The organism is Spirosoma flavus, assembly GCF_054778555.1.
Genome location: NZ_BAAGZL010000009.1, coordinates 96214 through 114807 on the forward strand (window position 1 = coordinate 96214; position 18594 = coordinate 114807).

General features: G+C 45.7%; 8 protein-coding genes. All 8 read left to right on the forward strand.

All coding sequences use genetic code 11. The features are described from left to right. Window positions 1-131 precede the first annotated feature (131 nt). The 8 genes from ACYVF1_RS30245 to ACYVF1_RS30280 all read left to right on the forward strand — a co-directional run bounded on the left by ACYVF1_RS30245 (window position 132) and on the right by ACYVF1_RS30280 (window position 18275). A complete protein-coding gene (locus ACYVF1_RS30245; RefSeq protein WP_461086090.1) occupies window positions 132-644 on the forward strand; it encodes a ribosome maturation factor RimP in 513 nt (170 codons plus the stop codon). Between the two features lie 89 nt (window positions 645-733). Next, complete coding sequence (nusA, locus tag ACYVF1_RS30250; RefSeq protein ID WP_461086092.1) at window positions 734-1978, forward strand: transcription termination factor NusA; 1245 nt, start codon at window positions 734-736, stop codon at window positions 1976-1978. Window positions 1979-2142: 164 nt separating this feature from the next. After that, window positions 2143-5505, forward strand: a complete 3363-nt coding sequence (infB, locus tag ACYVF1_RS30255; RefSeq protein WP_461086094.1) for a translation initiation factor IF-2 — start codon at window positions 2143-2145, stop codon at window positions 5503-5505. 244 nt (window positions 5506-5749) lie between these two features. Beyond that, window positions 5750-7852: a BatA domain-containing protein gene (locus ACYVF1_RS30260; RefSeq protein ID WP_461086096.1), complete on the forward strand. Its 2103-nt coding sequence runs from the start codon at window positions 5750-5752 to the stop codon at window positions 7850-7852. A gap of 447 nt (window positions 7853-8299) precedes the next feature. Continuing rightward, a complete protein-coding gene (locus ACYVF1_RS30265) occupies window positions 8300-11518 on the forward strand; it encodes a SusC/RagA family TonB-linked outer membrane protein (protein ID WP_461086098.1) in 3219 nt (1072 codons plus the stop codon). An 86-nt stretch (window positions 11519-11604) separates the two neighbouring features. Then, window positions 11605-13053: a SusD/RagB family nutrient-binding outer membrane lipoprotein gene (locus ACYVF1_RS30270; protein ID WP_461086100.1), complete on the forward strand. Its 1449-nt coding sequence runs from the start codon at window positions 11605-11607 to the stop codon at window positions 13051-13053. Window positions 13054-13480: 427 nt separating this feature from the next. Next, complete coding sequence (locus tag ACYVF1_RS30275) at window positions 13481-16705, forward strand: SusC/RagA family TonB-linked outer membrane protein (protein WP_461086102.1); 3225 nt, start codon at window positions 13481-13483, stop codon at window positions 16703-16705. A 22-nt stretch (window positions 16706-16727) separates the two neighbouring features. Beyond that, window positions 16728-18275: a SusD/RagB family nutrient-binding outer membrane lipoprotein gene (locus ACYVF1_RS30280; protein ID WP_461086104.1), complete on the forward strand. Its 1548-nt coding sequence runs from the start codon at window positions 16728-16730 to the stop codon at window positions 18273-18275. Window positions 18276-18594: the final 319 nt, after the last annotated feature.

Here is an 18594-nt window from a genome sequence, read left to right on the forward strand (position 1 = left end):
TGAATTGCCTGCACGAAGCTATTATAGGGGGCTTGCTATCGACACAGAAACGTATTATCTTTGTGGCAATAAAACCATATGGCATTGATTAAAAAAGGGAGTCGCACTCCCTTTTTTGTTAGCCTTACCTTATGGACGACAAAGCAAAAATTATTGAACTGCTGCAACCGTTTCTTAACAATGGTCAACTATATGTTGTTGATTGTCAGGTAGCTGGTCGGCAGGGAGGGCGGTTGAAAGTAACAATTCTGCTCGATAGCGATACGGGTATCACGATTGATGAATGCGCCGAAGTCAGCCGTAAACTAGGTTCGGTGATGGATGAGTCAAATTTTTTCGGCGAAAAGCCATTTACACTCGAAGTTTCATCGCCCGGTATCGACTATCCGCTCACTTTCGCACGTCAGTTCGTACGGAATGTCGGACGTCAACTTATTGTAACGTTGACCGATGGAACGACTCGAACCGGTAAGCTGGAGTCCGCGAATGATGAGCAGATTGTGCTGGATATTCAGCCTGAAAAAAAGTCGAAGAGTAAAAAGAAAAAAGAAGCTGACCTAGATGCTGAAACAGCGCCCGTTGGTCCCACACCAATTCCGTTTGAGCAGATTAAAAAAGCGAATGTAGAAATATCGTTTAAATAATGTTGTTAGCCGTCAGTCGATAATCGTTGGTAAAACTAGTTACTCACAATTATCGATTGACAACTGCCGACTCATGACTAACTACTAAAATGACCAGTGGACTATTAATTGAATCGTTTGCTGACTTTGCCCGGTCCAAAAACATAGACCGGCCCACCATGATTTCTATCCTGGAAGAAGTCTTCCGGACGATGATACGTAAGAAATACGGTACCGACGAAAACTTCGACGTCATTATTAACGCCGAAAGCGGTGACCTGGAGATGTGGCGTACCCGCGAAATCGTTGATGACGATTCGGAAGATATATGGGACTATGATAAAATTCCCCTCGCTGAAGCCCGTAAAATTCAGGACGATTTCGAAGTAGGCGAGCAGGTTGCTGAAGAAGTTAAATTGGAAGATTTTGGCCGTCGTGTTGTACAAACGGCCCGTCAGACGCTGATTCAGAAGATAAAGGATATGGAGAAGGAACTCCTTTATCAGAAATATAAAGATCAGGTTGGTGATTTAATTACGGCTGAAGTTTATCAGTTGCTCAAGCACGAGATCATTCTGGTTGATGGCGAAAACAATGAATTGAGTTTGCCACGTACCGAACAGATTTCTAAAGATCGTTACCGGAAAGGTGAAGCGGTGAAAGCCGTCATCAGCCGGGTAGATATGCTGAATGGGACACCTAAAATTGTGCTTTCCCGCACGTCGCCCGTTTTCCTGGAGCGTTTATTTGAAATTGAAGTACCTGAGATCTACGACGGTCTGATTTCGATACGTAAGATTGTTCGGGAACCGGGCGAACGGGCCAAAGTTGCCGTAGAATCTTACGATGATCGCATTGATCCGGTTGGAGCCTGCGTAGGGATGAAAGGATCACGTATTCACGGTATCGTTCGGGAATTGGGTAACGAAAATATCGACGTGATCAACTACACTGAGAATCTTGAACTGTTGATTAGCAGAGCGTTAAGTCCAGCTAAAATCAGTTCAATGCAAATCGACCGTGAAATCCGGCGTGTATCTGTTTTCCTAAAACCCGATCAGGTATCATTAGCTATCGGGAAAGGTGGACAGAACATTAAACTAGCTGGCCGCCTGGTCGATATGGAAATTGACGTATTCCGCGATAATGAAGGTCAGGAAGATGATGAAGATGTTGACCTGATGGAGTTCTCGGACGAAATCGACGAGTGGATGATTGATGAACTCCGCAAAGTCGGTCTCGATACAGCTAAAAGTGTATTAGCCTTAAATAAAGAAGAACTCGTCCGACGTACCGACTTGGAAGAAGATACTGTAGAGGAGATCCTGAATATTCTGAAGCAGGAATTTGAATAGAAAGTGGCGAGTAATGAACTGTCTTTCGCGAGAAAAACATACATTACTCATCGCTTATCACTCGTCATTAACAAACACTTTTACCAAAGCGGGATTTTAATTGCAGTAACTATTGTTCATACCATAAGAACAACCATTAAATTTGCCGAATATAGACCATACATATGGCAGAAGAAAAGTCAATGCGCCTGAGCCAAGTGGCAAAAATTCTCAACAAAGGACTTTCCTCTGTTGCGAGTAGTCTGTCTGCCAAAGGGTTTAAGGTTGAAGTAAATCCTAACACCAAAATCAACATGGAACAGTTGGAGGTGTTAGCGAAGGAATACAAATCAACGGAACTCCTGAGCGGAGCTCGACGTACCGAAGCTCCGGCTGCGGTGGCTGAGCCTCCACGCCGTCAGGAGGAGGATGTCGTAGCTTGGCGTCGTGAGGACGCGAGACGTCCAATTGTGGAAAATAAACCAACAACGGCTCCTGTAGAACCGGTGAAACAAACACCAGTGGAGCCAAAGCCTGCTCAGCAATCGGCGCAGACCGGTTTGCCAGGGTTAAAAATTCTGGGTAAAATTGATTTAAATCCAAAGCCGGCAACTCCGCCTGTTCAACCACAGGCAGTTCAGCCACAGGCAAAAGTAACGCCCCCGCAGGAAGTTAAACCACCCCAGCAACCTGTTAAACCAGTGGAAACAGCAAAAGCTGAAGAGCTAAAGCCTGTGCCACCTGTGGTTTCTACACCCCCTCCAGCAGTAGAAAAACCTGTAGAAGTCAAAGCTGTAACTCCACCACCGGTTCCTGTAGCCGTAGAGAAACCAGCAGAGCAAAAAGAAAACAAGCCGGCTCCGGTTGTGGCTGAAAAACCCATTGAAGTTTCAGTACCTAAAGCTGAAGCAGAAAAGACGGAAGCTCGTCCTGAAAGACAGAACGTAACGCCACCAACGCCACCGGCTGAGAAAACGCCGGTAGCTATACAAAAACCTGTTGCGTCAGCTAATAAGCCGGTTGAGCCTGCCGATGATGAAGATACTAATGTGCCGACGGAAACCATTCGGGCCGCTGGTAGCCATCAGCTAGGTGGGCTGAAAATTCTGGGTAAGATCGAATTACCGGTCAATAATCCCCGCCAGGGAGGACAGGGTAACAATGCTGACAAGAAAAAACGTAAACGCATTCGTGGTGGACGCGAAGGCGCTTTAGGTAGCACAGCCCAGCCTAATCAAGGCGGTGGTAATCAGCCTCAGGGACAGGGTGGAAACAACGTTCGTAATGACCGTGGCCCGCGTGATGGAGATCGTGGTCCTGTCAACCGTCAGGGAGGCCAAGGTGACCGTAATCAAGGTGGTCAGCGCGATGGCAACCGCCAGGATGGTAATCGTCAGGACAATAACAATCGTCAGCAAGGCGAACGTAATCAAAATGTAAACAACCGGGCAGGAGGTAATAACAACAATAACACCCAGCCTCAGGAAAATAATAACACTGCTAACCGAGGAGGTGGAGGTAGCACCAATAATAACGCCAATAAAGGCGGAGGTGGTAACCGTGACCGTAATCGTGGTGGTGGTGGCGACCGCAATCGTGGTGGCGGTGATCGTTCCGGCGGAAATAACCGCCGTGAGGTGCCTACGCAGGCTGACGTTCGGAAAGCTATTCAGCAAACGAACGCCCGGATGCTGGGTAATACGCCAAACCGGGGAGCAGACCGTCGGCGCGATCGGAGGAATCAGCGGGAAGAAGACCGTCGTTTGATGAACGAACAGGAAGAACTTGAAGCAAAAACGCTGAAAGTGACCGAGTTCGTTTCTGCTAACGACCTGGCCTCGCTGATGGACGTATCGATTAACGACGTTATTTCAGTATGTCTGAACCTCGGTATGTTCGTATCGATTAACCAGCGGTTAGACGCTGAGGCCATTACGGTGATTGCTGATGAGTTTGGTTACGACGTTCAGTTTGTATCGGCTGAAGACGAAACCGAAGCTGGTATCGACGTAGAAGCTGATGAGCCAGATGAACTTCAGCCACGTGCTCCGATTGTTACGATCATGGGCCACGTTGACCACGGTAAAACATCATTACTTGATTACATCCGTCGGGCAAAAGTTGCTGCTGGTGAAGCCGGTGGTATTACGCAGCACATCGGTGCGTATAGCGTAAAAACTGCCGACGATCGTAAAATAACCTTCCTCGATACGCCTGGCCACGAAGCCTTTACAGCTATGCGTGCACGGGGGGCTAAAGTTACCGACGTAGTAATTATCGTTATTGCAGCTGACGACAGCGTAATGCCACAGACGCGTGAGGCCATCAACCACGCGCAGGTAGCAGGTGTACCCATTGTCTTTGCATTCTCGAAAGTAGATAAGCCTGGTGCAGACGCCGAAAAAATTCGGACGGAATTGGCTTCTATGAACCTGCTCGTTGAAGAGTGGGGTGGTAAATACCAGGCGCAGGAAATATCCTCAAAATCGGGTATGGGCGTTGATGATCTACTTGAGAAAGTTTTGCTTGAAGCCGAATTGCTCGAACTAAAAGCTAACCCCGACCGGCGCGCTTTTGGTACAGTTATCGAAGCATCACTTGATAAAGGTCGTGGATACGTATCGACCGTGCTGATTGAAAATGGTACGCTACGTCAGGGTGACATAATGCTAGTTGGCGCTCATTACGGACGTATCAGGGCCATGACGAATGACCGTGGCGAACGTATCAAAGAGTCAGGACCGGCTACACCCGTTCAGATTCTGGGATTACCGGGTGCTCCGCAGGCAGGTGATAAGTTTAACGTAATGGAAACAGAGCGGGAAGCTCGTGAAATTGCGAATAAACGTGAACAACTCCTGCGCGAACAGTCGCTACGTACCCGCAAGCACATTACGCTCGAAGAAATTGGCCGCCGGAAAGCTATCGGTACGTTCAAAGAATTGAACGTCATTGTAAAAGGCGACGTGGATGGCTCTGTAGAGGCGCTGTCAGATTCGTTGTTGCAACTGTCGACGGAAGAAGTTCAGGTGAACATCATTCATAAAGCGGTTGGTCAGATCTCAGAATCAGACGTATTGCTGGCTTCGGCTTCGGATGCTGTGATTGTTGGTTTCCAGGTTCGTCCATCTTCGAGTGCGCGTAAACTGGCTGAACAGGAGCAGATTGAAATTCGTCTGTATTCCATCATCTACGACGCCATCAATGAAGTCAAAGATGCTATGGAGGGTCTGTTGGCACCGACTGTAGAAGAAGTGATTGTCGGAAATATTGAAGTTCGTGAGGTGTTCAAAATTAGTAAAGTTGGTACGGTAGCAGGTTGCTACGTAACGGAAGGAAACATCAAGCGGAACAATAAAATCCGAATCATTCGTGACTTCATCGTGATCCATACTGGCGAAATCAGTGCCTTGAAGCGCTTTAAGGAAGACGTCAATGAAGTGAAGTTTGGCTACGAATGTGGTCTGAGTATTAGAAACTTCAACGACATCGAAGTAGGCGATATCATCGAAAGCTTCGAACTAAAAGAAGTGAAGCGAACTTTGTAAAACCAGGATCAAGCAGATTGAGGGATTTACAGGATTTTGTTTTCCGATTCTTTGAATCGCGTTGCTAACAATGAAACCCTGAAAATCCCTCAATCAATTGAATCCCGGTTCAGAAATCAGCCCCGGCTCAAGGAGTCGGGGCATTTTATGTTATCACAATCCCTGATTAACTTGGGCACCGAAGAAACGAAAGGCCTATGTTAGGTCGTTAGTAAGAAAATATAGTTCGCGGCAAATACTCTGAATGAACTTCCTATATCCTTCCTTCTTGTTTGGCTTGATGGCCATATCGGTTCCAATTGCCATCCATTTATTTAATTTCCGACGTACACGTCGGGTGTTTTTCACCAACGTAGCATTATTACGCACTGTTCAGACCGAAACGAAATCGTTTCGTCGGCTGAAACATTGGCTTATCTTAGCTTGTCGTTGCTTATTTCTTATATGTCTGGTGCTGGCGTTTGCACAACCGTTTATTCCCAGTAAGAACAAATTGGGTTTGTCACGGCAGGGCGTAACGAGTTTGTATGTCGATAATTCATTCAGCATGCAAAATGAACGTAACACAAAGCGATATCTGGATATAGCGATTGGGAAACTTGATGAACTATTGACGCTGTTCCGTAATGCTACGTCTCTTCAATTATTAACAAATGATTTTTCGGTAGCTGAGCAACAGGCCGGGACCGCCGAGTCTATTCGTGATCGCGTTACGTCAATTCGATTTGCTCATACTCCCCGTACACTTGAAACAGTATATCGGCGGCAACGTAACCTGTTGAGTTCACTCAATCCGGGCGGCAAAAATCAGTTGTTTTGGTTTTCTGATTTCCAAAAAAGCACCGCTGGAGACTTATCACAACTAAAAGTTGATACTACCGATCGCCTATTTATTGTCCCCCTGGATGCCCAGTCTACGAAAAATGTTTACGTGGATTCAGTTTGGCTTAGTACGCCTTTTATTCGTGAAATGCAGAATAATAGCCTGAATGTCAAGCTAACTAATGCTGGTCGGGAAAATGTAAAGAATCTGCCGGTGCGTCTGTATCTTGATGATGCCCAGACCTCAACCGCTACAGCAGATTTGCCGCCAGGCGGATCAGCGACAGTTTCACTGAATTTTAACGTAACAGCTAAAGGGTACCATCGGGGAAGAATTGTATTTGAAGATTTTCCAATTACGTTCGACAACCAATACTTTTTCGTGATTGAAGCTTCACCAGCCGTACGTGTGTTGCACCTGTTTGAACAAAAAGCAAGTTCTCCTAATCGCTCAACAGATTACATCGACGCTGTTTATTCAAATGATAGCTTATTTGTCAGACGGAGTTTCAACGCTCAGAACTTCGATGTGGGGCAGTTGAAAGAAACCGATTTAGTAGTTTTAGAAGGCGTGACCGATGTGAATGGTACATTGCGTACTGAGTTGGAACGATTTGTTCGTCAGGGTGGTAGTCTTACGATTATTCCACCGACAAATCCGAATGCTACGTCGTATGGCCCTTTTCTACGTAATCTTGGAGTAACTAATCTGCAAGTCAGTGCCGTTGCCGGAGTAGAGCCCAATACGCTTCCCGTTGCTGAGCCCGACAGGCGTAATCCATTTTTTCGGGATGTATTCCAGCAGAGCTACCAATCCGAACCCCTTAATATGCCTACATCAGCTCCTGTTTGGCGTTGGAGTGCAGGCGAAAGACTGCTTAATCTGCGCGACGGTAGTCCATTGTTAACTCATTCAACCGTTGGGGGAGGGGCAAATTCGCAGCAGGGAAATGTTTATATACTGGCTAATCCGCTGACGTCATCTTATGGAAATCTGGCCGAACACGCGCTTTTTGTGCCGGTTATGTATAAAATGGCAGCACTGAGTGTAAGGCCTAAACGTACAGCCTATTCATTCGACGAAAACTTAATAAGTATTCCTGTAAACAATCCCTCAGAACGAGCCGTTTATAAGCTCAAACATGATAAACTGGAGATCATTCCTGTGCAGCGCGTAGTTGGTAATCAGCTACTACTAGAAATGCCAAAAAGTAACGAGCTGGCTGCGGGACAGGAAGTTGAATCGGGCTATTATGAGTTACAGTTAGATAATAAAACGGAGCGTTTACTAGCGTTAAATCACGGTAATCAGGAGTCAGCAATGAACTTCTACTCAGCAGATGAGTTACGTCGTGCCTTTTCGAATCAGCCTAATGTAGAAGTTTTTGATAGTATTCAGGATGGCGATTTTGTACAAGTATTAGAGAAGGAAAATTTAGGAAAAAGTCTCTGGAAATATTTCTTATTAGGGTCACTCGTTTTTCTACTAATCGAGGCAGGATTAGTGCGTTTTATGAAGGGATAGTTATGCGAATAATAGACATTAATTTATCTAAACTTTTCATTAAAACTTAGTGGAAAATCCTTAAGTTTTATCCGTAAAATTGCTTATATACAGTATAGGTAGTTTTATCAGATATTCAAAATGTAACCTCGAGAGGCATGTTAAGTTATATCAATATTTGTAATGATATATTGTTTTGTAAACATATATAAAGAAAAGGTTATTTATGATTAAAATAAGGTTAAAAAATATTTTTTGACAAATTAATGTATGTAATACGTAAATGCTTTCGTGAATAAAAAAAATGGATAGAATTAACTGTAAAACCATTTTTTTAAAATTCTATTCCGTATAAAAATATTTTATATACTTTCAAGATAAAAATCTGCATAAGGAAACGAATATTATTTTAAGAATATGTAATAACTTTGAAGAAGAGTTTAATCAAATCTTAACTTAAATAACGTTATGCGTAAATTTCTACTGACGCAGCTCATGCTGTGTTTGTTCGCTATTCCGTTGTTAGCTCAGGATCGAGTTATTACCGGAAAAATCACTTCATCAGAAGACAGCTCTCCGCTACCGGGGGTGAACATCGCGGTTAAAGGCACCACACGCGGTACAACTACGGATGCATCTGGTACTTATAGCATTAATGTACCGGATAATGCAGCAGCACTGATTTTCTCGTTTATCGGATTTGCACGACAGGAGGTTGCTATCGGCAATCAGTCAACAATTAACGTAACACTCGCTCCTGATGCGTCACAGCTGCAGGAAGTGGTTGTAACAGCGTTAGGTATTGCCCGCGATAAAAAAGCGCTGAACTATGCTGTTCAGGACGTTAAAGCGGACAAACTGAATTTCGCCCGCGATCAGAACGTAGGTAACGCACTTGCCGGTAAAGTGGCTGGGGTGCAGGTCCTAGGGCAGTCGGGAGCTAAATTTGGTAGTCCAAACATTCGCATCCGGGGTATTAACTCGCTGACGGGTGGCGATCCTCTTTATATTGTAGACGGTACGCCAACCGACATCAGCCAAGTGAATATGGATGATGTAGACAATCTGTCTGTACTGAAAGGACCATCCGCAACTGCTCTGTATGGTAACCGGGCTTCGGCGGGCGTTATCGTAATTACTACGAAGCGTGCAAAGGCTGGTGAAACCCGCCTTGATATCAACCACAGCACTACGTTGGATATGGTGGCACTGCTGCCTAAATATCAGAACGAATACGGCGGTGGGTACTCGCAGGAGTGGGAAACCTTCCAATTCGACCCTAAAATTCACCCGGCAGCATGGTCATCGTTCAACGGGCAGAAAATTCTGGACTATTCTGCTGATGAAAGCTGGGGCCCACGGTTGGATGGCTCTCCACATCGTTCGGCAGCCTCTTGGCAGCAAGGGCCCGCGTTTGGGCAGTTGACTCCTTTCTCGCCACAGCCTAACAACGTTCGTGACTTTTTCGAAAAACCAATTAGCAATAACACCAACATTGCTTTCTCGCGCGGTACTGATGTGTTCCAGAGCCGGATTTCATATACACACATCATCAATAACGGTATCATCCCGAATTCGTCACAGACCCGGGATTACATCAGCGCCAAGAATTCGATTACGTTTGCCAAGAATTTGACGGCCAACCTCAATATTAATTACACGTCAACCAATACGAAGAACCAGCCCGCTGACCGCTATGGTTCATCCGGTGGAACGACTCCGCAAAGCAGCCCGCTGGGAATATCGAACAGTATATTGAATGGCTTTAACCAAACTATTGGTAGCTTCAATCAGTGGTTTCAGCGTCAGCTAACTATAGAAGACTTACGTAATTACAAGAATCCAGATGGTACGTTCCGAAGCTGGAACATTGGTGGACCTCTTGATCCTAAGCCTAAGTACTGGGATAGTCCTTATACGCAAGCTTACGAAAACACCAACACCAATCGTACCGACCGGCTGTTTGGAGATTTTGGTCTAACGTATCAGTTTACCCCTGCTTTAAAAGCTTCTGCTACAGTACGTAGAGATCAGAGCGCTTTCTATCAGGAAGGTCGAATTGCGATCGGTACGCTGAACGAAGGTGGTGCCGGTGGTTTCTCGACGTTTACGTCAAACAGCCGTGAAAACAACTATGAGTTGCTGGTGAATTACAACCAGAATCTTAAAGATCTGTCAATTGTTGCTAACGCGGGTGGTAACATCCGTTATAACCGCATTGACGGTTTATTTCAGGCTACGCAAGGTGGTCTTTCTGCACCAGGTTTCTACAATATAGCGGCTTCGATTGGGCGTCCGCTGGCCAATAACTACCTGTACCAACGTCAAGTAAATAGCGTATTTGGTAACGTAAGTATTGGTTTCCGTGATTTCGTCTTCGTAGAAGCTTCGGCACGTAACGACTGGTCGTCGACGTTGCCTAAAGCTAATAACTCTTATTTCTATCCGTCGCTGTCGGCTGGTTTAATTCTGACTGAACTGTTGCCAAAGAGCAATACGGTGTCGTACGCCAAAATCCGCGCGGGTTATGCGCAGGTCGGTACCGACGTAGGGCCGTATCAAACTGCACTTGCCTATACGGCTGGTCAGCCATATGGAACAAACTCAACGGCTTTCCTGCCTGGTACGTTGCCAAACGCCAATCTAAAACCCGGTCTGTCTTCGTCTTATGAAGGAGGCATCGACCTGCGTTTCCTGGGCAATCGGATTGGTTTAGAATTTACGGCGTATCGGAATGACAACAAAGACCAGATCATTCCGCTGCCTGTTGACCCAACCAGCGGGTACACGAATGCTGTTGTTAACGCCGGTTTGATTCGTACAACGGGTTTGGAATTGCACATCTATGCTAACCCAATTAAAAATCCGAATGGATTCAACTGGGAATTTGACCTCAATGCCGACCGCAACCGTTCGCAGGTTATTGAACTGGCTAGCGGCCTGACCAACTACCAGATTGATGGTCCACAATGGCGTACGCTGACGCTGAACGCACGTACCGGTACCGACGGTTCTCCTCGTGACTGGGGTACGCTGGTAGGCCAGGGTATCAAAAAAGATGCGAGTGGTCGGCCAATGGTATATGGTAGCGGAGCCAACGCTGGGCTATATATCAAAGAAGATAACGTAGAACTGGGTTCGGTACTGCCGAAATTTAAAGGGGGCTGGTTGAATACATTCAGCTACAAAGGGTTAACGCTACGTGTGAATACTGACTTTGTTGTAGGTGGTAAATTCTTCTCAACAACCAAAATGTTTAACGCCGGTTCTGGTCTGAGCGAAGAAACAGCTGGGTTGAATGAACTTGGTAAGCCAAAACGGGATGATCCATCAACGGGTGGCGGTATACTGCTCGATGGCGTAACCGAAGATGGCCGTCAGAATACAACCCGTGTAGATGCTCAGAACCTGTATGAAGGCTGGTTGTTTGCGCTGAACGAGCGGTGGATCTACGACAAAACCTATGTTAAACTGCGCGAGGTTGCTTTTGGCTTCAACCTGCCTAAGCGTATGCTAGGTAAATTCGTACAATCAGCTAACATTTCGCTGATCGCTCGTAACCCAGTGCTGATCTACAGCGCTATTGGCGGTGGTATTGATATCTCTGAGTCAGAGACCCTATGGTACGAAGGTGGTCAATTACCTCCAGTTCGTTCGTTCGGTATTAACCTTCGTTTAAGCCTATAAGTATACCAATAATATCGTTAAGTACAGGGCGTTTAATATATAGTAAACGACTTGTACTTGACGTACAAAAGATTCTGTCAACAACAATGAAAGCATATCAATCAATACTTCTAGGCGGATTGTTGCTAACAACAGCAGCTTGTAGCAAATTCGAGGAGCTTAATGTAAACCCGAACAGTGCACTTTTCCCAAACACAGCCAGTCTGATGACGGGAGCTCAGCGTACCGTAGGAACAATTAATTCTCAGGTAGGACCTGGGGGTTTTAACATTGCTCCAGCTCTTTACGTACAGCAGTTTTCTGATGTAACATACATCGAGGATTCGCGTTATAAAACGATCAACTTCAGCTTCAATGGTTTGTATGCAGGACCGCTCGTAAACCTTCAGGCGGTAATTGATCAGAATACAAACGAAGCCACACGTGGGGGAGCTGCTCAATATGGTTCCAATGGCAACCAGATTGCGATTGCCCGTATCCTGAGAGCGTATATCTATCAGTTTATTACTGACCGTTGGGGCGATGTGCCTTATACGCAGGCGTTGAAAGGTGATCAGAATTTTTCGCCCGCTTTCGATAAACAGCAGGATATTTATAATGACCTGTTTAAAGAATGGAAGGAAGCTGCTACTCAATTCGACGGCGGCAAAGCCGTAACAGGTGATATTATTCTGGCTAGCAATGCTACGCGCTGGAAAAAATTAGCGGCTTCGTTCCGGCTGATTGCTGCACTACGTCTATCGAAAGTTGATCCGGCAAAAGGCAAAGCAGAGTTCAATGCAGCGTTGACGGATGGTGTGCTGACATCGAATGCTGACAATGTACAATACAAGTTCCAGGCCGATGTTAACAACGAAAATCCACTGTACGCCAACTATGTACGTAACAATCGGAAAGATTTTGCGGTGAGTAGTACGTTCGTCGACTATTTAAAAAAACTGAATGATCCACGCTTAGCAATTTACGCTGATAAAAACCTGAAAGGTGACTACGTTGGTGCTCCATATGCTGTTTTCCCAGCACCGGGTAAAGCGCAGGATTATTCGTTGGCAGGACAGGCTATCAGCGCACAGACGGCACCGGCCAATATCATGACGTATGCAGAGGTATTATTTGCGCAGGCAGAAGCTGCTAAATTAGGATGGACTACCGGTAACGCGAAGACCCTGTATGAATCGGCTGTTAAAGCATCGATGCAACAATGGTTGGGTTCGGCCTATACCGACGCAGCTTTTAATACGTACATCGCACAGCCTGACGTTGCCTACACCGATGCAAACGCTATTGCCGTTATTGGTAACCAGCGGTGGATTGCCTTATTCAATCAAGGTACTGAGGCCTGGAACGAGTGGAGACGTACTGGTTATCCTGTATTAAAACCTGCGGCTTCTCCCTTAAATGGTGGTACAGATATTCCTCGTCGGTTAGCGTATCCAACAACAGTGACAACGCTCAACACCAAAAATTACAATGACGTAGTGACTCGTCAGGGTAAAGACGATCAATACACCCGTGTTTGGTGGGATAAACAATAGGATTGCTTTAAACTGCTTTTACAACAAAAATGTCCGCTACATGTAGCGGACATTTTTGTTGTAAAAGCAACCAGGAAATTGTTCTTTTCTAATAAAATCTATACCGCATAGAGAAAAATTTACTTATTCGGAAGATTAAAATACGATTAAATTAATGTCATGTCATATAACCTATCCAATGAAGTATAATCGTATTAGTAGTCTATTTTATGAAAAATGCATAAATAATTGGCCAAAATTTAAGTAATATGGATACTAAAATTTATATGCAGTTTATTTATAGCAAAGGAAATTCTATAGAAATGATAGAGACAGTGCTTTAATTCTACAATTATTAAATATTGCAAAATTTTGATTTGTTATCTAATGGTATATTTGCACCGGGATTATTAATTTAGTACCACTTTCTTAACTTAAACCATGTTTTATGCGTAAGTTTCTACTAGCACAGCTCATCCTGTGCTTTTCCGCTATTCCATTGATGGCGCAGGTCATTAGCGGAAAAGTCACTTCATCAGAGGATAACAGTCCACTTCCTGGCGTTAGCGTCATTATCAAAGGCAAAAACCAGGGCACTACCACCAATGCAGATGGTGTGTATCAGATCACAGCCGCTAAGGGCGACGTACTTCAGGTTAGCTTTATTGGCTTTGCTACAACGAGCGTAAAAGTTGAGAATCAAACCACACTTGATTTTTCTCTGAAGCCTGATGCATCCCAGCTTCAGGAAGTTGTTGTAACGGCGCAGGGGGTTCGGAAAAGCCAGCGGGAAATCGGTTATGCCGTATCCAAAGTAGAAACGGGCGACGTAACGGTTGGTCGTTCTCCGCAGTTGGCGCAGGCGCTTTCGGGTAAAGTAACCGGTCTGGCCGTCTATAACGTCAACAACAGTGTTGATCCGGCGGTAAAAGTTGTGTTACGTGGTTACCGCTCATTAACCGGTAACAACGAAGCGCTGGTTGTATTGGATGGTATGCAGACTACTTCTACCATTCTGGCGACGATCAACCCAAATGATATCGAGAGCGTTTCGATTTTGAAAGGAGGTCAGGCTGCTACGTTATATGGTTCGGCTGGTATCAACGGTGCCTTGATCATCACTACGAAAAAAGGAACGAGAGGTAAGCTGAAAGTTAACTATTCGAACAGCACTAACTTTGAGCAGATCAGCTTCTTACCCCAACTTCAGGACAAGTATGGTTCAGGTTCGCACTACTCTACGTCTTTTGGTGCGGCTGGCTACAAAACTGATTATCTGGAGCGTCTGAAAGACAACTGGCGGTCGTATGAAAACCAGCAGTATGGCGATCAGTTCGACGGATCGATACGTATGCAGGGCCGGACAACCGAAGATGGTGGTCAGTATATGCTGCCGTATTCGGCCATTCCTGATGCGCGCCGGAAAGCCTTTGATACGGGCGTTTCGATGAACAACCAGATTAATTTCTCGGGTGGCGACGAAACGGGTTCGTTCTACATGTCGATTGAAAATCAGAAAATTGCTGGTATCGTTCCGCACGATAAAAGCGAACGTACCGGTGCTCGCGTATCGGGTACGAAAGAGGTCGGTAAACTGAGTGCTACGTTCAACGCTGCTTATACACAGGCTGCTTATGATCGGACTTCTTCAGATTTCTACAACAACGTATTGAATCAGCCAGCTAACCTGCCCCTTTCTGATTTGCGCGACTGGCAAAACAATAAGTTTGCAAACCCGAACGGTTTTTATAACGACTATTATAACAACCCGTACTTTGAAGCTGACAACAACCGCTTGAAGTACAAGGATGCGAACCTGAACGGTACCGTTAGTGCTACGTTGAAAGCTACGCCCTGGTTGTCAATCACCGAACGGCTGGGTATGATGAACAACTCACGTACGGGTAAAAACACAACCGGAAAATTCCTGTATTCAGACTGGGCTAAATCGAAATCATTCATTCCAGCACCTTTCTTCCGCGACGGCGATGGAACGGGGATCTACCGCGCTATTACTGACATTCTGGGATCGGTGTTAGATTACTCAGGAACGGAAAACGTTATCAACAACGAATTTCAGATTAATGCTACCAAAGATTTTGGTCCGGTAACAACTAAGTTGTTATTGGGCAACAGCATCTACCAACGGGCTACCAAATCAATTGGTATTGGCTCTAGCTCAATTGTGGTTCCGGATGTATACAACGTAGCAAACCGCCAGGGCGAATTGACCGGTGGCGAAACCACTACGTTAGAGCGTCGCTATGGTTACTATGCTGACCTGACTGCGAATTACAAAAACTGGCTGATTGTGAACGGTTCATTCCGTTACGACTTTACATCTCGTTTCTACAAGGCAAATCGCCCATCGAACTATTGGTCTTATCCGTATTATGGAGCGGCTGTTTCGTTCATCGCTACCGATGCTTTCCCGGCAATACGTTCTAACTTCCTGAACTATGCCAAAATCCGGTTAAATGCCAACAAGAACGCAAACGACAATATTCCGTTGTATGGTCTGGATCTGGTGTACTCTAATGGCGCTAACTTCCCATTTGGCAACACCGTTGGTCTGACTGTTGGTAATACGTTGCCCGACGCCAATCTAAAACCAGAAACGGTTTATTCGTATGAGGTTGGTGGCGAATTTCAGTTGCTGAATAACCGCATTAACATCGACGTATCGGCCTATACGCAGACGTCGAAAGGGCAGGTAATTACCGTTAGCGTTCCCCGGTCAACGGGTTTCTCGAGCCTGCTGATCAACGTGGGTGAGACCAGAAACTGGGGCTATGAAGCTGAGCTGAAATACCTGATCGCCCGGGGAGGTAAGTTCTCCTGGGATGCCAGCCTACGGTACTCTTACAACGACAACAAAGTTGTTGATCTATATCCAGGAATTAATGAATTCCAGTATAACAGTAACGGGCAAGCATACGCTACGACCAACGTAATTAAAGATATGCGTTTCCCGTATCTGAAAACGGACGGTTATCAGTACGCTCCGGATGGATCGGGTCGGGTGCTGGTGAATGCAACAACGGGTTATCCGTTACGTAATACGTCGCTGGTAGGGCGTGGCGGTACGTTGCCACGGCACATTGCTGGTCTGGGTTCTAAAATCGAATACGGTGATCTGAGCTTTACGTTCAACTTCGAATATCGGGGTGGCAACGTGATGTTCAGCGATCTGGGCCGCCAGATGACCTTTACCGGAACGGGTAAATGGACCGAGAATCGTTCTCCGCAAATCTTCCCCAATTCGGCAATCTTAAACGCCGACGGTACGGTATCGCCAAACACAACGATGGTGCGTGAAGCTGAGTATGCGCTTTGGGTTGACAATTATCGGTTAATTTCGGAGAATTTCGTTACGCCAGCCTGGTTCATCAAGCTTCGGGATATTAACCTGGCTTACCGTCTGCCCCAAAATCTGATCAATAAAACGAAAATCTTCTCAGGTGCCAGTATTGCTCTGTATGGCCGTAACCTGATTACGATTGTTGATAAACTGAACTATTATACCGACCCAGAATTTAGTTTCCAGGGTAACCCAGATCCGGGTAGTACGGCCGTACCAAGTACGAGTACAGCTACTGGTATTGGTCTTAACACTACCCGGCAAACACCACCTGTTCGTCAGTATGGTATCAATATTAACCTGTCGTTTTAAGTATCATAACGATTGATTTGACATGAAATTAAAAGCAATAATTATAACGGCCTTCGTGGCCTTGGTTGGTAGTGGTTGTAATCCGTCTTTTCTCGACATTAATACCAACCCGAACCAGTTGCCTACGGCTTCGCCGAGCACTGTCTTTACGAATGCGCTGTTTACTACAGCAACTAACATTGCCGGAAACACAAACGGACAAGGTTCAAACGAAGTTGGCTTTTACTGGTCTGGCCAGTGGTCGCAGGGGAATGGCTACATTATCAGCACGACCCAGTTTGCCTACCAGTATACCGATGGCGATTTTAACTACTGGGACCCGTATTACGACAATCTGGAAGACTACCAGTACGTAATCAACAACGCGGATGCCAACAGCCAGAAGTATTTGAAAGGCCCGTCGAAAGTGATGAAAGCCATGCTGTTCCAGCAATTGGTGGACATGTATGGAAATCTGCCTTACAGCGATGCGTTGAAAGCGACGGCCGCTCTTGCGCCAAAATTCGATGATCAGAAGGCTATCTACGAGTCGTTGATTACACTGCTCGACGAAGCCATTGTCGACTTGAAAGCCAATGCGTTTGCCAGTGCATTTACTGGTTCCGACATTATTTTCAATGGCAGCACTACGAAATGGGTTCAGTTTGCTAACTCACTGAAAATGCGGATTCTGATTCGTCAATCGAAGGTTGCTGGACGAGATGCTTACATCAAGCCGGAAATCAACAAGATCGTAACGGAAGGTTCGGGCTTTGTGACGGGTTATGATGTGGGCGTAGGCGGTCCTGGGTTTTATCTGGCTACTGCCGGTAAATTAAACCCGGTTTATGACCGTTGGGGATATGATGCTAACGGCGCTAAACGGGCGTTGAATAACTTCCCTCGTCCAACGCAGTTCCTGGTAAATAACCTGAAAGCTGCTGGTGATACGCTCCGGTTGAAGCGAATTGCTTATGCAAATGGTGGCGAAAGCTCTACTACGCCAGGCGTGAGCACTCAGAAAGAAGTTGCCGCAAACTACTCCGGTACGCCTTTCGGCGCCAGTTCTGGTTACCTCCCCGCTAATACGACCTCGCTGGGACCAAGCCTCATCGTGAAAGGCGAATACAACCGTCCTTATATTTTGATGACGGCTTCTGAAGTTCAGTTCCTACTGGCAGAAGCAAAACAGCGGTTCAGCGACGTAACGTTACCAGGTACGGCAAAAGCTTATTTTGAGGAAGGTATTTTGCAGTCGTTCCGGGTGCTGGGCGCTAATACTGCTGGCGCTACCGCTTATAAAGGAAGTCGTATCCAAAACTACGATTGGGATTCTTCGACCGACAAACTCGCTGCCATTGCCATTCAGAAGTGGATTTCCTTCGTAAACTTAAACGGTCTGGAGGCATGGGCGGAATACCGTCGTACCAACCTGCCCGTTATACCACAGAGTGTACAGGTACCAGAAGCGAACAAACGACCACTACGTTTCTTCTATCCAAACACAGAAGGAGGCTCTAATTCGGCCAACGTGAAAGCGCAAGGGACAATTGACGTATTTGCTACGAAACTGTTCTGGGACGTTGACTAAACTGTATTGCTACGTTTAAAAAGAGGCCATCTATACAGATGGCCTCTTTTTAATTTCAGAATGTAAAAAAAAGCGGATCGACAATGTCGATCCGCTTTCTGCATTACGCTTTATCCAACTATTAAAAATTCTCTGCTAGAAAGGAATTGACCAAAATGCTTCTAGCCTACATGGCCCAAAAAGCTTTTGTGTAAAAACAGATACGAACCCGTTTAACTGGTAACAAATCCTACGTAAAATAGCGACGAATCTTTCGGTTCTACCCAATCTTGGGGGCGAACGTATATTTTTCGGTAGGTATATTAATTTTTCGGTAGGC

What these genes read in the sequence shown, in the direction of transcription:
- ACYVF1_RS30265 (WP_461086098.1), top strand. Translation starts at nt 8,300, where the DNA reads ATGCGTAAATTTCTACTGACGCAGCTCATGCTGTGTTTGTTCGCTATT.
- ACYVF1_RS30270 (WP_461086100.1), top strand. Translation starts at nt 11,605, where the DNA reads ATGAAAGCATATCAATCAATACTTCTAGGCGGATTGTTGCTAACAACA.
- ACYVF1_RS30245 (WP_461086090.1), top strand. Translation starts at nt 132, where the DNA reads ATGGACGACAAAGCAAAAATTATTGAACTGCTGCAACCGTTTCTTAAC.
- ACYVF1_RS30275 (WP_461086102.1), top strand. Translation starts at nt 13,481, where the DNA reads ATGCGTAAGTTTCTACTAGCACAGCTCATCCTGTGCTTTTCCGCTATT.
- ACYVF1_RS30280 (WP_461086104.1), top strand. Translation starts at nt 16,728, where the DNA reads ATGAAATTAAAAGCAATAATTATAACGGCCTTCGTGGCCTTGGTTGGT.
- ACYVF1_RS30260 (WP_461086096.1), top strand. Translation starts at nt 5,750, where the DNA reads ATGAACTTCCTATATCCTTCCTTCTTGTTTGGCTTGATGGCCATATCG.
- infB (WP_461086094.1), top strand. Translation starts at nt 2,143, where the DNA reads ATGGCAGAAGAAAAGTCAATGCGCCTGAGCCAAGTGGCAAAAATTCTC.
- nusA (WP_461086092.1), top strand. Translation starts at nt 734, where the DNA reads ATGACCAGTGGACTATTAATTGAATCGTTTGCTGACTTTGCCCGGTCC.